The following is a 17,965-nucleotide window of genomic DNA, read 5'->3' on the forward strand; positions in this document are numbered from 1 at the left end:
CGGAGGACGCGATGGTTCTAATATGCGCGGCGAAGTGGGGCCATCGCGCAATTGCACGGAGGACAATTGAGTTTCTGGGCGCGCGCTCGCTGCGCTCCCTCGCCCCGTTCTTACGGGGAGAGGGGTGGGGTGAGGGGCTTCTCTCCACGGATGAGATCGCCGAGAGGCCTACCCTCACCCGGATCGCGCCGGACGATGCTCCGCATCGCCGGCGGCGATCCGACCTTTCCCGCAAGCGGGGAGAGGCGAAGAGACAGCTTCAATGCGCCTCGTCCCAGTTCGTCGCGGCACGCGCATCGACATGCAGCGGCACCGACAGCAGCACGGCCGGGAACGGGGCGTCCTGCATCACGTGCTGCACCACCGGCAGCGTCGCCTCGACTTCGGCGTCCGGCACCTCGAAGATCAATTCGTCATGCACCTGGAGCAGCATCTGCGCCGACAGCTTTTTCTTGGCCAGTGCATCCTCCACGCGCGTCATGGCGCGGCGGATGATGTCGGCGGCGGTGCCCTGGAGCCGGGCGTTGATCGCGGCGCGCTCGTTGAAGGCGCGCACCGAGGCGTTGGAGGCCTTGATATCGGGGTAGTGGCATTTGCGGCCGAACAGCGTGGTGACGTAGCCGTAGCTGCGGCAGAAGTCGCGCGTCTCGTCCATATAGGCGCGGATGCCGGGGAAGCGCTCGAAGTATTTCTTGATGTAGGCCGAGGCCTCCTCGCGCGCGATGCCGAGCTGGTTGGCGAGTCCGAATGCGGAGATGCCGTAGATGATGCCGAAATTGATCGCTTTGGCGCGGCGGCGGATTTCGCTGGGCATGCCCTTGATCGGCACGCCGAACATTTCCGACGCGGTCATGGCGTGAATGTCGAGCCCGTCGCGGAACGCCTGCTTCAGCACGGGAATGTCGGCGATCTCGGCCAGCAGCCGCAGCTCGATCTGCGAATAGTCGGCGGAGACCAGCTTGTGCCCCGGCGTCGCAACGAAGGCGCGGCGGATCTTGCGGCCGTCCTCGGTGCGCACCGGGATGTTCTGCAAGTTCGGCTCGTTCGACGACAGCCGGCCGGTCGTGGTCGCGGCCAGCGCGTAGGTGGTGTGGACGCGGTGGGTCTGCGGATTGACGTAAGTCGGCAGCGCGTCGGTGTAGGTCGATTTCAGCTTCGAGACCTGGCGCCACTCCAAAATCTTCTTCGGGAAGTCGTGGCCCTGCTCAGCGAGCTCATCGAGCACCTGGGCGGTGGTCGACCATGCGCCGGTTTTTGTCTTGCTGCCCCCGGGCAATCCCATCTTGCCGAACAGGATGTCGCCGATCTGCTTGGGGCTGCCGACATTGACCGGCTCGCCTGCGATCTCCTGGATCTCCGCTTCGACCCGCGCCGCGGTCTGGGCGAATTCGCCCGACAACCGCGACAGCACCTGACGGTCGATCGAGATGCCGCGCCGCTCCATGCGTGCCAGCACGGATACCAGCGGCCGTTCCAGCGTCTCGTAGATGGTGGTCATGTGCTCGGCGACGAGGCGCGGCTTCAGCACGCGCCAGACGCGCAGGGCAATGTCGGCACCTTCCGCCGACAGCGGAGCGGCCTTGTCGATCGGCACCTGGTCGAAAGTGATCCTGCCCTTGCCGCTGCCGAGCAGCTCGTTCTCCTTCAGCATGGCATGACCGAACCAGCGCTCGGACAGCGATTCGATCGCATGCGAGCCGCGGCCGGCGTCGAGCACGTAGGAGATCAGTTGCGCGTCGTCGATGTTGCGCAAGGTGATGCCGTGCTGTGCCAGCATCACCGCGGTGAACTTGGCGTCGAAGCCGACCTTGAGGATGCCTGACGATTCCAGCACCGGCCGCAGCGCTTGGATCGCGTCGTCGTGCTTGACCTGGTCGGGTGCCAGGCCCGCGTCGAACAGGCCGGCGCCGCCGCCGGATTGCTTGTGCGCCAGCGGCACATAGCAGGCCTCGTTTGGCGCCACCGCCAGTGCGATGCCGCAGAGATCGGCCTGCATGGGATTGATCGAATTCGCTCTCGTCTCGATCGCGACATGGCCGGCATCATGGATGAGCGCAATGAAAGCGTTGAGCTCTTTGAGCGTCTTGATCGCCTGATACTTGCCGCGCTCGACTGGAAGCTTGCGCAGCGCCTCTTCGCGCGCGGCGGCGAGCGAAATCGGCGCACCCTTCGGGCTCGCGGCCTTGTCCTCCTTGCTTGCCGATTTGTTGCGCTCGCGCGGAGCAGCTTGCGCCGGCGTGCCGGTTCCCGGCGCGGGCACCACATCCGAGGGCGGCAGCGGCGAGAATACGCTGGCGCCCTTGGCGTAGCCGGGATCGGCATCGACGTTGGCGGGATCGATCTGCGAATAGTCGGCGACGCGCCGCGTCAGCGTCGTGAATTCCATCGCCTTCAAGAAGGCGATCAGCTTGCGTGCATCCGGCTCGTGGACGGCGAGGTCGTCGAGAGGCACCTCGAGCTCGACCTTGTCATCGAGCAGCACGAGCTGCCGCGAGATCCGCGCCTTCTCCGCGTTCTCGAGCAGCGCCTCGCGCCGCTTCGGCTGTTTGATCTCGCCGGCACGGAACAACAATTGATCGAGGTCGCCGTATTCGGTGATCAGCTGCGCCGCGGTCTTGACGCCGATACCGGGCACCCCAGGCACGTTGTCGGTGGAATCGCCGGCGAGCGCCTGCACCTCCGCCACCTTCTCCGGCGGCACGCCGAATTTCTCGATCACCTCGGGGATGCCTATGCGGCGGTCCTTCATGGTGTCGTACATGGTGACGCAATCGGTGACGAGCTGCATCAGGTCCTTGTCGGAGGACACGATGGTCGCGCTCGCGCCGCGCTCGCAGGCCTGCCGCACATAGGTCGCGATCAGATCGTCGGCCTCGAACCCGACCTGTTCCAGGCAGGGCAGGTCGAAGGCGCGCACGGCTTCGCGGATCAGCGCGAATTGTGGGATCAGATCGTCAGGCGCCGGTGGCCGGTGCGCCTTGTAGTCGGGATAGATCTTGTTGCGGAAAGTGATTTCCGACTTGTCGAAGACGATCGCCAGATGCGTCGGCCGGTTGTCCTCGGGCATGTCGCGCAACAGCTTCCACAGCATGTTGCAGAAGCCGAGCACGGCGTTGACCTGGAGGCCGTCGGACTTGCGGTTCAGCGGCGGCAGCGCGTGATAGGCGCGGAAGATGTAGGAGGAACCGTCGACCAGGAAGACATGGTCGCCCTTGCCGGCCGCCTTCGCCGCGACCGGCTTGGCAGCAGCTTTGGCAGCAGCGGATTTGCTCTCGGCGGCCGCCTTGGGCGCGGCAGCCTTGGTTTCAGCTTTGGCGGTGGTCTTCGGGGACGTTTTGGGTGCGGTTTTGGGCATGGCCGCAATGTATGAATTTTTGCGGGCTTTGACAGCCTTGGAAGGCGGATTTTTGGCTCGCTGGCGCCACTATCCCCACTGTCATTCCCCGCGAATGCGGGGAATCGAGTACGCCGCGGCCTATCGGTTGATGACGACTGTCTCTGGGATGCTGGGTCGCCCGGTCAAGCCGGGCGACGACAGCGATCTCGATTACTCCGCCGCCTGCAACATTGGCCCCGTTTTCTTCGGCGCGATCCAGAACGCGTCCGGCCGCTCGAACAGGAAGCTGGCGTTGAGCCGCAGCGCGGCCTGCCAGATCGCGAGCGCCCCGAGCACGCCGAGAACCGTGACGACCAGCGATACCGTGCCGATATCGGCAATGATGCCCGTGCGCAGCAGCAGCGTCCGCGTCGCCGCCATCGGCAGGAAGAAGGCGAGGTAGATCACGATCGAATGCTCGCCGCAGAAGCGGAGGAAATTCAGCCATTGCGCGCGCGCGAGCAGCGTGCCCATCGTGATGATGGCGCAGGCACCGGCGAAGCCGAGCGCGAGCGAGACGATCTTCCATTCGCTGGCGCCGAATGTGACCAGTCCGGCATTGACCAATACCCAGGTCGCGAGCGCTGCAAGCGCAAAGGCCGGATGCTTCCGTGCGCGATCCGACAGGGCGAACACGTAAGGCGCGAACAGATAGCCTGAATAGAAATAAACGAAACGCGCGCAGAACTCGTCGATGACGGTCCAGCCGGTCGTGACGCGTGCCGTCTCCAGCGCGGCGGCTACGATCCAGATCGCGAGCGGCGGGATTTTGCGTGTCAGTTTTGTGACGACGAAGAAGATCGGCAGCAGATAGATGAACCACAGCGTGCCGAACGGCTCGATGAAGGATTCGAGGTACAACAGGCCAACCTCGCGCCAGCTCGTTTCCGCCGCGAAGGCCGGCGCCTTGAAGCCGAATTGGATTGTCACCCAGACGACATAGAAATAGGCGAAATGCACCACCTTGCGGTCGAGATAGGTTCGCCAGTCCCGGTCGATCACCAGGGACAGGAACAGGCCCGAAATCAGGAAGAAATCCGGCATCCGGAATGGCTTTGCGAAGGCCACGGCGACGTGCATGAAGCCGGTCTGTCCGGCGGCGAGTTCGACCCCGAGGACCGAATGCATCATCACGACCATGACGATGCAGATGCCCTTGGCGTAGTCGACCCAGTCGACACGCACGGCAGAAGGGGCCTTGGAACGCCCGCCCGCAGCGATTGTGCCTGATCGTGCCATGATGTCCCTTCTTGAGGCGTGTTCCGCCAGTCCCTGTCCGTCAGCGGGACAGTGTGGCGCCTTGCGGTTTCAGACTTCTTTACCGGTTCAATTTCCGTACCGCTTTTTTGTATGCGCCACTGTTCCCTCCCCTCAGGAAAATGCTAAACCGCCTCACGTCGGGGTTTCTTAACCAATCTAAAACAGGGATTTTCATGCGCATCGCGATGATCGGCACGGGCTATGTGGGACTGGTGTCCGGGGCCTGCTTTGCGGATTTCGGTCACGACGTCACCTGCGTCGACAAGGACGAGAAGAAGATCGCTGGCCTTCATCGCGGCGAAATCCCGATCTACGAGCCCGGGCTGGACGAGCTGGTCGCGAACAATGTGAAAGCCAAGCGGCTGGACTTCACCACCGACCTGTCCAAGCCGGTCGCGGAGGCCGATGCCGTCTTCATCGCGGTCGGCACGCCCTCGCGCCGCGGCGATGGTCACGCCGACCTCTCCTATGTCTACGCGGCCGCCCGTGAGATCGCGCAATCGCTCACCGGCTTCACCGTCGTGGTGACGAAGTCGACCGTGCCGGTCGGCACCGGCGACGAGGTCGAGCGCATCATCCGCGAGACCAATCCGTCGGCCGACGTCGTCGTCGCCTCCAACCCCGAATTCCTGCGCGAAGGCGCCGCGATCCGCGACTTCAAATTCCCCGACCGCATCGTGGTCGGCACCTCCGACGAGCGCGGCCGCAAGGTGATGGGCGACATCTATCGTCCGTTGTCGCTGAACCAGGCGCCGCTGATGTTCACGGCGCGCCGCACCGCCGAGATGATCAAGTACGCCGCCAACGCGTTCCTGGCGACCAAGATTACCTTCATCAACGAGATCGCCGATCTCTCGGAAAAAGCCGGCGCCAACGTCCAGGAAGTCGCGCGGGGCATTGGCCTCGACAACCGCATCGGCACCAAATTCCTGCACGCGGGTCCCGGCTTCGGCGGCTCGTGCTTCCCGAAGGACACCAAGGCGCTGATCAAGATCGCGCAGGACTACGACGTCTCCTTGCGCATCGTCGAATCCGTGCTCGCCGTCAACGAGAACCGCAAGCGCGCGATGGCGCGCAAAGTGAGCCAGGCGCTCGGCGGCTCGCTGCGCGGCAAGACCATCGCGGTGCTCGGCCTCACCTTCAAGCCCGATACCGACGACATGCGCGATGCGCCGTCGATCCCGCTGGTGACCGGCCTGATCGACATGGGCGCAAATGTGAAGGCGTTCGATCCCGTCGGCATGGAGCAGGCCAGGAGCGAGCTGCCCAACATCACCTATTGCGAGGATGCCTATACCTGCGCGCAAGGTGCCGACGCGCTCGTCATCGTCACCGAATGGGTGCAGTTCCGTGCGCTCGATCTCGACCGGCTGAAGGCGACCATGGCAAATCCCGTCGTCGTCGACCTCCGCAACATCTACCGCCCCGAGGACATGGAAGCCGCCGGCTTCGTCTACGAGAGCATCGGCCGCCCGTCGGTGCAGGGCTGATAGCTACACATGATTGTCAGACCCCGCGATGGCGGGGTATCCAGGAGCCCGTGACCTTCGTAATAACTGGGATCCGAGTTACTGGATCGCCGGCCCCAGTGCGCAATTGCGTACAGGGCAGACGATGACGGACCGAGACTTTTGCCCCGCAGCTTCGACACGCCCCTCCCGATCGATGCCGTGCTCGACGATTTGTCGCGCACGCTGGAGGCGCACAACGCGGCCGTGCTGGTGGCGCCGCCGGGTGCGGGCAAGACCACGCGGGTACCGCTGGCGCTGCTGGATGCGCCCTGGGCCAAGGGTAAGAAGATCATCGTGCTGGAGCCGCGCCGCATCGCGGCGCGCGCCAGTGCCGATCGCATGGCAAAATCGCTCGGCGAGCGTACTGGCGAGACCGTCGGCTATCGCGTCCGCTTCGGTTCCAAGATCTCGCGCGCGACGCGCATCGAAGTGGTGACCGAAGGTATTTTCACCCGCCAGATCCTCGACGATCCCGAACTCTCCGGCATCGCCGCCGTTCTGTTCGACGAATTCCACGAGCGCTCGCTCGATGCCGACATGGGCCTGGCGCTGGCGCGCGACGCGCAAACCGGCCTGCGCGAGGATCTCCGCATCCTCGTGATGTCGGCCACGCTCGATGGCGCGCGCGTGGCAAGATTGCTCGGCGAGGCGCCCGTCGTCGAGAGCGAGGGCCGCGCCTATCCGGTCGAGACGCGTTATCTCGGCCGCAAGGCAGACGCGCCGGTGGAGCGGCAGATGGCCGACGCCATCGCATCCGCGCTGCGCGCCGAGAGCGGCTCGGTGCTGGCGTTCCTCCCCGGCGCCGCCGAGATCCGCCGTACCGAGAACTTCCTGGGCGAACGCGTGCAGGACGCTTCCATCGAGATCGTGCCGCTGTTCGGCGCGCTCGATGCCGCCGTGCAGGACCGCGCCATCGCGCCAGCGCCCAAGGGCACACGCAAGGTGGTGCTGGCAACATCGATCGCCGAGACCTCGCTCACCATCGAAGGCGTGCGTATCGTCGTCGATTCCGGTCTTGCCCGCGTGCCGCGCTACGAGCCCGACATCGGGCTGACCCGGCTCGAGACCGTGCGCGCCTCGCGCGCGGCGGTGGACCAGCGCCGCGGCCGCGCCGGCCGCATCGAGCCTGGTGTCTGCTATAGGCTCTGGGACGAGCCACAGACGGCTTCGCTCGCGCCTTACACCCAGCCGGAAATCCTCAGCGCCGATCTGTCGTCGCTGGTGCTCGATCTTGCGCAATGGGGCGTCGCCGAGCCCACTGCGCTGTCGTTCCTCGATCCGCCGCCGCAGCCGGCCTGGAAGGAAGCCAAGAGTCTGCTTGCCGAGCTCAACGCCCTCGATGGCGACGGCCGCATCACCGCGGAGGGCAAGAGCCTGCGCGCGCTGGCGCTGCCGCCGCGGCTGGCGCGCATGATCGTGGATTCGCATCGTGCAGGCAGCGGCGAGGCTGCGGCCGAGATCGCGGCGATCATCACCGAGCGCGGGCTCGGCGGCGACAGCGTCGATCTCGAACACAGGCGCGACCAGTTCCGCCGTGATCGCTCGCCGCGCGCGGCGAGCGCGCGTGACCTGGCGCGGCGCTGGGCCTCGCAGGTGGCTGCCTCGGAGACGGCGGGGCAGCAGGAGGATCTCTCCACCGGCCTGATGCTCGCCTATGCCTTTCCGGACCGTGTCGCGCGCAACCGCGGCAATGGCAGCTTCGTGCTGGCCAATGGCCGCGGTGCTTCCGTCGAGCAGACCTCCTCGCTCGCCCGCGCGCCCTACATCGCGATCGGCGAAATGACGGGAACGGCGGCGAGCGGGCGCATCCTACTCGCCAAATCGCAAATTCCGTCGAGCAGACCTCCTCGCTCGCCCGCGCGCCCTACATCGCGATCGGCGAAATGACGGGAACGGCGGCGAGCGGGCGCATCCTACTCGCCGCGCAAATCACGCAGGACGAGATCGAGCGGCATTTCGCCGAGCATATCGAGAGTGCCGACGAGATCTCGTTCGATCGAGGCGCGATGGCGTTGCGGGCGCGGCGCAAGCGCGCGCTGCATGCGATCACGCTCGCCGAGGCGACACTTGCCGTGTCGCCCTCGGAGGATACGGCGCGCATCTTCGCGGATGGCCTGATCGCCGCGGGCCTTGACCGGCTGCCCTGGTCGAAGGCCGCCAAGCAGTGGCGCGACCGGGTGATGTTCCTGCGCAAGGCCGAGGGCGACAGCTGGCCGGATCTCTCCGACAACGGACTGATCGCGCGCCGCGACGACTGGCTGGTCCCCGCGCTCTACGACAAGATCGCGCTCAAGGACATCTCCGCCGGCGATCTCTCCGATGCGCTGATGGCGCTGCTGCCCTGGGAGATGCGTGCGCGCCTCGACCGCGAGGCGCCGACGCATTTCGAGGCGCCGACCGGAAGCATGCTCGCGATCGACTACGAAGCCGAGCAGGGGCCGACCATCGCGGTGCGGCTGCAGGAGTTGTTCGGCCTCAACACCCATCCCTCGATCGCCGCCGGCAAGGTGCCGCTGGTGCTGGAATTGCTGTCGCCGGCGCAGCGCCCGGTGCAGGTGACGCGCGATCTGCCCGGCTTCTGGCGCGGCAGCTACAGCGCGGTACGCTCCGATCTGCGCGGCCGCTATCCGCGCCATCCCTGGCCCGACGATCCCGCCAGCGCGCTGCCGACCAGGCGAGCGAAGCCGCGGGGGACGTAAGAGGTCCTCTCCCCCTGCCGCAGGCGGGCAGAGGTTCAAGCGACCGCATTAACCATCCGCTCATTCTTTTCGTCAAAATGACACGCGCCCCGGCGTGCCTTCGCTCGCGGACGGGCGCGCCGCGTGGTGAAATCGAGCTTTCGGCTCGGAAGTGGTGTGATGCGTAACATAGTGATCTTCGCGGCCGTCATGATCGGCCTCGGCACCTTCATGGCCCAGATGGCGGACAAGATGAGCTCCGCCTCCGCCACCTCGGTGCCGCGCACGACGGTGGCAGTCGCCTCCACCGCGCCCGCCGGCGGCCGCAGCCTGGCCATTTCCCGCGACGGTCGCGGTCATTTCCAGGCTGAGGGCCGGATCGAGGGCCAGCGTATCGGCTTCATGGTCGATACCGGCGCCTCCGTGGTCGCGCTGAACGAGACCTCGGCCGCACGCTTTGGCCTGCGTCCCTCGCGCAGCGAGTACACTGCCACCGTCTCGACCGCCAACGGCACCATCAAGGCCGCGCGCACCCGCATCGCCATGTTAGAGGTCGGCGGCCTTATCGTGCGTGACGTCGATGCCATGGTGCTGCCGGACGCAGCGCTGTCGGAGAACCTGCTCGGCCTCTCCTTCCTGTCCCGTCTGAAGCGCTTCGAATACGCCAACGGCCAGATGGTGCTCGAGCAGTAGGCGCAGTCCGCGCGATCACGCGGCCGTCCATTTCAAGAAAATCTCTTTGCTTTCACCGCCCTCGCGGTAACGTTTCTTCGTTACCAAACTGCCGCAATTATCGGCCACAAGCCTTCATTCCCGCCTTCCGCTGTGGCCCGGCATTCGCTAAGGCTGCAGCAAATCCTGCCCCCTTTTCACGAGACCGTCTCAATGTTCCCGAAGCCGAAATCCGTATTGTTGCCCAACACCTATGCCTTCGAATCCGAGCCGATGGTGAAGCCGACGGGCTTTCGCGAGTACGACGCGCGCTGGTTGTTCCAGAAGGAAATCAACCTGATGGGTGTGCAGGCGCTCGGCATGGGGCTGGGCGCGTTGATCGCCGAGCTCGGTGTCAAGCAGGAGATCGTCACCGGCCACGATTTCCGCGGCTATTCGGCCTCGATCAAATACGCGCTGATCTCCGGCCTGATGGCGGCAGGTTGCAAGGTGCACGACATCGGGCTTGCGGTGACGCCGATGGCCTATTTCGCGCAGTTCGATCTCGACGTGCCCTGCGTCGCCATGGTGACAGCCTCGCACAACGACAATGGCTGGACCGGCGTGAAGATGGGCGCCAATCGCCCGCTGACCTTCGGTCCCGACGAGATGACGCGGCTGAAAGAGATCGTGCTCAATGCCGAGTTCAAGAACAAGGCCGGCGGCTCCTATCAATTCCACGAGAATTATCCGGCGCGCTATATCGCTGACCTCACCTCTCGTCCGAAGCTGACGCGCAAGCTGAAGGTCGTCGCAGCCTGCGGCAACGGCACCGCCGGCGCGTTCGCGCCGCAGGTGCTGGAGGCGATCGGCTGCGAGGTGATCCCGCTCGACACCGAGCTCGACCACACCTTCCCGAAATACAATCCGAACCCTGAGGACATGGAGATGCTGCACGCGATCCGCGACGCGGTGCTGCATCACAAGGCCGATGTCGGCCTCGGCTTCGACGGCGACGGCGACCGCTGCGGCGTCGTCGACAACACCGGCGAGGAGATCTTTGCCGACAAGGTCGGCGTGATGCTGGCGCGCGACATGTCAGCGATCCACAAGGAGGCGCAGTTCGTCGTCGACGTGAAGTCGACCGGCCTGTTCGTCACCGATCCCGTGCTGCAGAAGCAGGGCGCGAAGGTCGCCTATTGGAAGACCGGTCATTCCTACATGAAGCGTCGCACCAACGAGATGGGCGCGCTGGCGGGCTTCGAGAAGTCGGGCCACTTCTTCTTCAACAAGCCATTCGGCCGCGGCTATGACGACGGCCTGGTCTCGGCGATCGCGATCTGCGACATGCTCGACCGCGCGCCGGGCAAGTCGATGGCGGACCTGAAGAACGCGCTGCCGAAGACCTGGTCGTCGCCGACCATGTCGCCGCATTGTGCCGACGAGGTCAAATACGGCGTCATCGACAAGGTGGTGAAGCACTTCGAAGGCTTGCAGGCGAAGGGCGCCAAGATCGGCGGCCAGTCGATCCGCGATCTCGTCACCGTCAACGGCGTGCGCGTCACGGTCGAGGACGGCAGCTGGGGCCTGATGCGCGCCTCTTCCAACAAGCCCGAGCTCGTGGTCGTGGTCGAGAGCCCGGTCTCGGAGCAGCGCATGCACGACATGTTTGAGATGGTGAACAGCGTGCTGCGCACCCATCCCGAAGTCGGCGAGTACAATCAGAAGATTTGAGGCGTAGCTGCAAGTCGCCACACGCACCGCTGTCATGCCCCGCGCAGGCGGGGCATCCAGTACGCCGCAGCTTCTCGATTCGATCGCAGGCGTCACGGACTACCGGATCGCCCGGTCAAGCCGGGCGATGACAGCCGTCGTGTGGTGAAAGCCCTAAGCCGCCACCACCGCCGGGATCGGCAGCGCGGTGACCGACTTGATCTTCTCCATCGCGAAGCGCGAGGTGACGTTCTTCAGCGGCACGGCGCTGATCAGCTTCTTGTAGAACACGTCATAGGCCTGCATGTCCGCCACCACGACGCGCAGCATGTAGTCGACGTCGCCGGCCATGCGATAGAACTCCATCACCTCCGGCATGGCGCTGACGGCTTCGGCGAATCGCTTCAGCCAGGCGTCGGAATGGTCGGAGCTCTCCACCGAGACGAACACGGAGATGCCGAGCCCGATCTTGTTCTGGTCGACGAGCGCGACGCGCTTGATGATCACGCCGTCGGCCTCGAGCCGCTGGATGCGCTTCCAGCAGGGGGTCGAGGACAGGCCGACGCGATCGCCGATCTCGGCGACGGACAGGGAGGCATCCTCCTGGAGGACCATCAGGATCTTGCGGTCGATGGCATCGAGGCGGCGGCTGGTCTCGGGGATCTGGACGGCAAGGTCGGTCATTTGAAGAACTTTGTTCCATTTCAGGGGCAGATTTCCCTGATATAGAGAAAATCATTCTATAGCAAGTCTATAATGTTGGCGACCGGCCGGGCATCGCCGCCGGCTGCTCGCTCAAAAACTCTTCAACTTCAACGCGTTGTGGGGCGGCTAGGCCACCGCCATGGCGGCCGCATTTCAGCGCTGCGGCGGCCGCGGCGAATCGCAGCGCCTGCCGCGCCCCCTTGCCCTCGGCGAGGCGAAGCGCGAAGGCGCCATGGAAGACGTCGCCGGCGCCGAGCGTATCGACCGCCTGGATCGGGAAGGCTGGCGTCTGCTCCAACTCGCCCGCCTCGTTCAGCCAGATCGTGCCGCGGGGGCCGCGGGTGGCGGCGAGGAAGGCCGGCGTCAACCCGGCCAGGCGCTTCAAGGCCTCGCCGTCGTCGGCGATGCCGGCGGTCTCCTGCGCCTGTTCGCTGGCGAACAGCAGATGCGAGGCTGTCGTGAGCAGGCCGTCCTGTAACGACATCGCGCGGTCGACGCCGACGATGACGGCAATGCCGCGCCGGCGCGCCTCAGTGCAGAGCGAGGTCGCGAACGAAGCGCAGCGGCTTTCGACGAGGACCGCGCGGCAATCGGCGAGCAATTCGTCCGCGTCCGCCAGCTTCACGGTCCACAAAGCGGGATCACGATAGATCGTGAGGGTCCGCTCGCCGGAGGGCTCGATCATGATCGCCGAGACCGGCGTGGCCAGGCCCGGCATGCGCACGATGTGCGTGGTTTCGATGCCCTCCTGCGCCATCCGTTCGAGGATGAAGCCGCTCGACGTCTCGCCGGCATCGCCCATCGGTCCGGCGAACGAGACCCGGCCGCCGAGACGGGCGATGGCGATCGCAGCATTGAGCGCGTTGCCGCCGCAGATCTCCGCAAGATGGCTCGCGTTGGCCTTGCTGCCGCGTTCGGGCACGGCCTCGACGCGAAAGGTGAGGTCGCGCACGGGAATGCCGATGCAGAGGATGTGCGGCGCGAGTCCCGTTGCGGTCATCGGCGCTCTCAGCTCAAGCGCCGCTCTTGTCGTGCACCCAGCGGCCGAGCAGATGATGGGCGATCGCGAACGGATGCGGGCCGGCGAGCCCGTCCGGATGCGTCCGCGTCAACATCAGAGCGGCCTCCTCGCGCGTGAACCAGCGCGCGTCTTCCAGCTCCATGCGATCGACGACGATGTCCTCGTTCAGCGCCCGCGCGCTGCAGCCGATCATCAGCGACGACGGATAGGGCCAGGGCTGGGTCATGTAATACTGCACGTCGGTGCAGCGGATCCCGGACTCCTCCAGGATTTCGCGGTGCACCGCGTCCTCGATGGTCTCGGCTGCCTCGACGAAGCCGGCGAGGCACGAATACATGCCGGGCGGAAACTGCTTCTGACGGCCGAGCAGGCATTTGCCACCGGAGGCGACCAGCATGATCACGACGGGATCCGTGCGCGGAAAATGCTCGGCCTTGCAGGCGGGGCAGTCGCGCTTCCAGCCGCCTTCCTTCATGCTGGTGCGTGCGCCGCAATTGGCGCAATAGCCGTGGCGCTGATGCCAGCCCACCATCGACTTCGCCATCGCGATCGCCGACAACTCCTGTGGCGGCAGCGCGCCCTGCATCGCCATGCCGCGCAGCTCGGTCACGGTGTAGTCGTCGCGGCCGACCAGCTTCTCGGCCGCCGCCTGCGACATTCCCATGCCGAACATCGCCGCGCCATCGCGCAGCCCCAAGAAGACCGTGCCGGGATTGGCGCCGCATTTCAGCGCCTCGTCGATTCCCAGCAGCGCCCGAACCTTGTCGCCCTCGCGCTTCACCAGGAGCGAGTCGCGATAGACGACATAGGCGCGCGATGACGGCTTCTGCTCCATCGCGAACAGCTTCTCGTCGTCGCGGCGCAGATGCGCGGCGCGGTCGAGGACGTTGGTGACGAAGGCCGGCTGTCCCAGCGGAAACGCGTCGAATGCTGACATTATGATTCTTTCAACCCAACCAGATCTTGCGGCGGAGCGCGCTGATGAAATTCTGCACTTCAGTGGCGTCGTGCGCCAGCGGCGGCATCACGCCCCACACCGGCCGCGGCCAGGCCGCGTCACTGGTCCGGCGCGCGATGACGTGAACGTGAAGCTGCGGCACGAGATTACCGAGCGCGGCGATGTTGAGCTTGTCGCATTTGGTGATCTCCTTCAGCGCGCGCGAGACGCGGGAGATCTCGGTCATCAGCTGCGCCTGCTGCACCTCGTCGAGATCGATGATCTCGACCGCGTCAGGCCGCCGCGGCACCAGCAGCAGCCAGGGATAATGCGCGTCCTTGATGACCAGCACCTTCGAGAGCGGCAAATCGCCGATGTCGATGGTGTCCTCTTTCAGGCGGGAGTGCAGCGACCAGGCGGGTTCGGGCATGTGTCTTTCCGGATAGCCGGGGGGCGGGCGTGTTGGGGCCGACCATACGATACGCGGTTAGCGAGGGGAAGGATCGGGCTCCGCAGGGGCTGCATGCACCGTCGTCGTCCTGGACAAGCGAAGCGCTGATCCAGGACCCATTACCCCAGGAAGTAGTTTGGCGAAGATTTGTGGTGACCAGCGCGGACCACAACTTCCCCCTGGGGTAATGGGTCCTGGCTTTCGCCAGGACGACAGCGAGTTACGCCTCAGCCAGCACGCGCGCATTGGCGCGGATCGATGCCTCGCTCACACGAATGCCGAGGCCGGGGCCGTCGGGCACCACGACATGGCCGCCGCGGTTGGCGATGCGTTCTTCCAGCACGTCCTCGGTGAGCACGTGATGCGGCATGTAGAACTCGCAGCCGAGCGAGATGCCCGGCGTCGCCGCGATCAGCTGCGTGCCGGCGGCGAGCCCAATGCCGCCCTCCCACAGCGTGCCGCCATAGCCGGGCAGGCCGGCGATGTCGGCGATCGCCATGATCGCCTGCGCCTCGAACAGGCCGCCGGCCTTCATCAGCTTGATCGAGACGGCATCGGCTGCCTCGCGGCGCACCACCTCCATCATGTCGCGGCGATCGAAACAGCTTTCGTCGGCGAGCACGGGCGTTTCCAGCGCCGCGGTGAGCTGTGCCATCACGTCGAGAAACTTGCGCGGCACCGGCTGCTCGATGAAGGTTGGCGCAAACTCCTCGACATCGCGCAGGGTCTTGATGGCGCCAAACGGCGCCAATGCTTGATTGTAGTCGACGCGCAGATCGACCTTGTCGTCGAATTCTTTGCGGATCGCCGCGAGGTGGTCGAGGTCCTCGCGATGCGGCTTCACGCCGGTCTTGACCTTGTAGATGACATTGCCGTCCGGCACCATGTTTCGCATGCGGTCGAGATCGGCGGCGAAATCCGGATCGGCGATCGAGAAGGAGAGGGGAATCGTGTCGCGCACCCGGCCGCCGAGGAGGTCGGCGACCGACAAGCCGGACGACTTGCCGACGATGTCGAGCAGCGCCATCTCGATGGCGACCTTGGCCTCGGCATGTCCGACCAGCGCACGGTCGAGCTCTGCCATCAGCGCGCGGATACGGCGCACCGGCTTGCCGAGCACGATCGGCCTTAAGTAAATGTCGAGCGCTGAGAACGCCGCTTCCGGCGTTCCCGTGAACACCTCCCACGGCGCTGCCTCGCCCCAGCCGATCACGCCGTCGCTCGCGGTGAGCTCGATCAGCACGCGCTTCACCGTGCCCTTGACGTTGCCGACGCCCTGCAGGCGCGCCATCTTGATCGGGCTCTCGATCAGGAACAGCCTGAGACGTTCGATGGTCGCTTCGGTCATGTCAGGCCTCCATTGACGTGCCAGATCTGGCCGGTGACGTAAGATGCTTTTGGGGATGCCAGGAAGGCGATGATCTCCGCGACTTCCTCCGGCCGCCCGCGGCGGCGCATCGGGATCAGCGCCTCGGTCGCGGCGATCTGCTCGGGCGACAGCCGGCTCTCGCTCGGCTTGTCCTTGACGATGAGGCCCGGCGCAACCGCATTGACGGTGATGCCGTCGCTCGCGAGCTCGACCGCGGTCAGCCGCACCAAGGCTTCCAGTGCAGAGCGGCTCGCGGCGGTCGCGGCGAACGGCGCGAATTCGGGCCGGATCGCGTGCGCGACGAATGAGGAGACTGCGACGATCCGTGCGTCTCGCCCTGCGCGCAGCAGCGGTAGCGCGGCCTCGACCATTCGCGTGAACGCCAGCGCGGATTCGTCCATCGCCTGCCGGAATTGATCCGCCGGCGTGCCGATCGCGCTGCCCCGGCGGGCGTGGCCACCGACCAGGATCAATCCATCGAGCCGGCCAAAGGCGGCTTGCGCGGCGGCGACGGCATCGGTGGCCGCGGCCTCCTCGGCAAGATCGCCGAGACACTTTGCATTGACAGCGCCCTTCGCTTCGGCGTCCGCCGCGGTGGCGTCGAGGCCTTCTGCATTCGCGCGTGTGTGCAGAACGAGCCCAACACCAGGCGCGGCGAGCAGCTTTGCGGTGGCGCGGCCGATGCCGCTGGCGGCACCGGTGACGAGATAGACGCGTTCGATATCAGGCATCATGGTGTCGCGTTGGCCGGCGGCAGTGCGCCGGTGCGGTGGAAATGGCTGAGGAAGGCGCGTGTCGCGGCTTCCCTGGGATTGTCGATGACCTGCCGCGCCGGGCCTTCCTCGACCACGATGCCGTCGCGCATGAAGATGAGGCGATCGGCGACCTCGCGGGCAAAGGCGATCTCATGGGTCACGATCACCATGGTCATGCCTTCCGATGCCAGCCGCTGCATCACGTTCAGCACCTCGCCGACGAGCTCGGGATCGAGTGCCGAGGTGGCCTCGTCGAACAGCATGACATCAGGCTCCATCGCGAGCGCGCGCGCGATCGCGACGCGCTGCTTCTGTCCGCCGGAGAGCGTTGCCGGATATTGATCGGCCTTCTCTGCAAGCCCGACCTTGGCGAGCTGCGCACGCGCGAGCTTCTCGGCGTCCGCCTTGGTCATCCGCCGCACCGTGACCGGCCCCTCCATCACGTTCTGGAGCGTGGTCATGTGCGGGAACAGATTAAAGTGCTGGAACACCATGCCGGTGGTGGCGCGGAACCTTGCCAGCGTCTTCACGTCGGGCAGCTTCGAACCGTCGCCAAATGAAAAGCGCGTGTCGCCGACGCGCACGCTGCCGCCGTCGGGCACGACCAGGAGATTGATGCAGCGGAGCAGCGTCGATTTGCCCGAGCCGGACGGGCCGATCAGCGCGACCACGCGGCCTTTGGCGACGTCGAGATTGATGTTCTTCAGGACCTCGTTGCTGCCAAAGCTCTTGCGCAGGCCGCGGATTTCGATTTTTGAGGTGTTATTGGACGTCTCGCTCATTCACTCACCGCCAATCGCTTCTCGCCGCGCCGGACGATGATGGTGAGCGGAATCAGGATCGCCGCATAGGCGACCGCGACGGCGGTGTAGGTCTCCAGCGGCCGGTAGCTGTCATGAGCGGCGACCTGGCTCTGATAGACGAGGTCGGGCACCGCCAGCACCGAGACCAGCGAGGTGTTCTTGAACTGGATGATGGACTGGTTCATCAGCGCCGGGATCATGCGCTTGATCGCCTGCGGCAGCACGATGCGGCGCATGGTCTGGATCGGCGTCATGCCGAGCGCGGCGCCGGCTTCGGACTGGCCGCTGTCGATCGAGACGATGCCGCCGCGGATGATCTCCGAATAGAACGAGCCGCCATAGAGCGAGAGCGCCAGCGCCGAGGCGGCGATCGGCGTCATCTCGACGCCGGCGAGGATCGGCAGCGCGTAATAGAACCAGATCAGCTGCACCAGGATCGGCGTGCAGCGGAACGCCTCGATGAAGGCGAGCGCAGCAAGGCGCAGCGCCCTGAAGCGCGACAGGCTGCCGAACGCGCCCAGCAGGCCGAACAGCAGCCCGCAGACGACGATGACCACGGTGAAGCCGACGGTGACGCCGAGCCCGTTGAGAAAGAGCCAGCGATAGCCCCAGAGGATGCCGAAGTCCCACTGATACATGCGTGCTTTCTTGCTTCACCTCTCCCGCTTGCGGGAGAGGTCGTGCCGCATCGAAGATGCGGCACGGGTGAGGGTTCTTTCCCCTGGGGGAGTCTTG

At 65.6% G+C, this 17,965-nt stretch carries 13 protein-coding genes and 1 pseudogene; 4 read left to right on the forward strand and 10 right to left on the reverse strand.

The features are described 5' to 3' along the window. Positions 1-259 precede the first annotated feature (259 nt). Both polA and ACNJX8_RS03135 read right to left on the reverse strand, forming a co-directional pair. Positions 260-3,355 (reverse strand): DNA polymerase I, encoded by a 3,096-nt coding sequence (gene polA, locus ACNJX8_RS03130; RefSeq protein ID WP_439359588.1) that lies wholly within the window; start codon positions 3,353-3,355, stop codon positions 260-262. A 192-nt stretch (positions 3,356-3,547) separates the two neighbouring features. Beyond that, the gene (locus ACNJX8_RS03135; RefSeq protein ID WP_439359590.1) at positions 3,548-4,615 is read right to left on the reverse strand and encodes an acyltransferase family protein; all 1,068 of its coding nucleotides are present in this window, start codon (positions 4,613-4,615) and stop codon (positions 3,548-3,550) included. A 194-nt stretch (positions 4,616-4,809) separates the two neighbouring features. Between ACNJX8_RS03135 and ACNJX8_RS03140 the strand changes: the two genes are divergently transcribed. The 4 genes and pseudogenes from ACNJX8_RS03140 (at position 4,810) to ACNJX8_RS03155 (ending at position 11,210) form a co-directional block, all read left to right on the forward strand. After that, complete coding sequence (locus tag ACNJX8_RS03140) at positions 4,810-6,126, forward strand: UDP-glucose dehydrogenase family protein (protein ID WP_439359592.1); 1,317 nt, start codon at positions 4,810-4,812, stop codon at positions 6,124-6,126. Positions 6,127-6,267: 141 nt separating this feature from the next. Then, positions 6,268-8,846 (forward strand): annotated as a pseudogene (gene hrpB / locus ACNJX8_RS03145) (ATP-dependent helicase HrpB). 159 nt (positions 8,847-9,005) lie between these two features. Continuing rightward, complete coding sequence (locus ACNJX8_RS03150; protein WP_164934860.1) at positions 9,006-9,518, forward strand: TIGR02281 family clan AA aspartic protease; 513 nt, start codon at positions 9,006-9,008, stop codon at positions 9,516-9,518. Positions 9,519-9,710: 192 nt separating this feature from the next. Continuing rightward, the gene (locus ACNJX8_RS03155; RefSeq protein ID WP_091887264.1) at positions 9,711-11,210 is read left to right on the forward strand and encodes a phosphomannomutase/phosphoglucomutase; all 1,500 of its coding nucleotides are present in this window, start codon (positions 9,711-9,713) and stop codon (positions 11,208-11,210) included. A gap of 153 nt (positions 11,211-11,363) precedes the next feature. Here the strand turns inward: ACNJX8_RS03155 and ACNJX8_RS03160 are convergent, their stop codons facing one another. The 8 genes from ACNJX8_RS03160 to ACNJX8_RS03195 all read right to left on the reverse strand — a co-directional run bounded on the left by ACNJX8_RS03160 (position 11,364) and on the right by ACNJX8_RS03195 (position 17,868). Next, the gene (locus tag ACNJX8_RS03160; RefSeq protein ID WP_008542650.1) at positions 11,364-11,873 is read right to left on the reverse strand and encodes an Lrp/AsnC family transcriptional regulator; all 510 of its coding nucleotides are present in this window, start codon (positions 11,871-11,873) and stop codon (positions 11,364-11,366) included. Positions 11,874-11,940: 67 nt separating this feature from the next. Beyond that, entirely contained in the window at positions 11,941-12,894 is a 954-nt protein-coding gene (locus tag ACNJX8_RS03165; RefSeq protein WP_439359596.1) for a sugar kinase, read from the reverse strand. 13 nt (positions 12,895-12,907) lie between these two features. After that, the gene (gene nudC / locus ACNJX8_RS03170) at positions 12,908-13,852 is read right to left on the reverse strand and encodes an NAD(+) diphosphatase (RefSeq protein ID WP_128930876.1); all 945 of its coding nucleotides are present in this window, start codon (positions 13,850-13,852) and stop codon (positions 12,908-12,910) included. A 10-nt stretch (positions 13,853-13,862) separates the two neighbouring features. Beyond that, positions 13,863-14,282 carry an HIT domain-containing protein gene (locus ACNJX8_RS03175; protein WP_164939773.1) on the reverse strand — a complete coding sequence of 140 codons (420 nt, stop codon included), beginning with the start codon at positions 14,280-14,282 and terminating at the stop codon, positions 13,863-13,865. Between the two features lie 241 nt (positions 14,283-14,523). After that, on the reverse strand, positions 14,524-15,651 hold the full coding sequence (locus tag ACNJX8_RS03180) for a muconate cycloisomerase family protein (protein WP_439359598.1): 1,128 nt from the start codon (positions 15,649-15,651) through the stop codon (positions 14,524-14,526). Next, complete coding sequence (locus tag ACNJX8_RS03185) at positions 15,648-16,403, reverse strand: SDR family NAD(P)-dependent oxidoreductase (RefSeq protein ID WP_439359600.1); 756 nt, start codon at positions 16,401-16,403, stop codon at positions 15,648-15,650. Before ACNJX8_RS03185 ends, ACNJX8_RS03180 begins: the two co-directional genes overlap by 4 nt. Beyond that, positions 16,403-17,209: an amino acid ABC transporter ATP-binding protein gene (locus tag ACNJX8_RS03190; protein WP_439359602.1), complete on the reverse strand. Its 807-nt coding sequence runs from the start codon at positions 17,207-17,209 to the stop codon at positions 16,403-16,405. The genes ACNJX8_RS03185 and ACNJX8_RS03190 overlap by 1 nt, the downstream gene beginning before the upstream one ends. Next, complete coding sequence (locus ACNJX8_RS03195; RefSeq protein ID WP_439359604.1) at positions 17,206-17,868, reverse strand: amino acid ABC transporter permease; 663 nt, start codon at positions 17,866-17,868, stop codon at positions 17,206-17,208. Before ACNJX8_RS03195 ends, ACNJX8_RS03190 begins: the two co-directional genes overlap by 4 nt. Positions 17,869-17,965 lie beyond the last annotated feature (97 nt).

Origin of the sequence: Bradyrhizobium sp. SPXBL-04 (assembly GCF_051853035.1) — a bacterium.
GTDB classification, from domain to species: domain Bacteria; phylum Pseudomonadota; class Alphaproteobacteria; order Rhizobiales; family Xanthobacteraceae; genus Bradyrhizobium; species Bradyrhizobium zhanjiangense.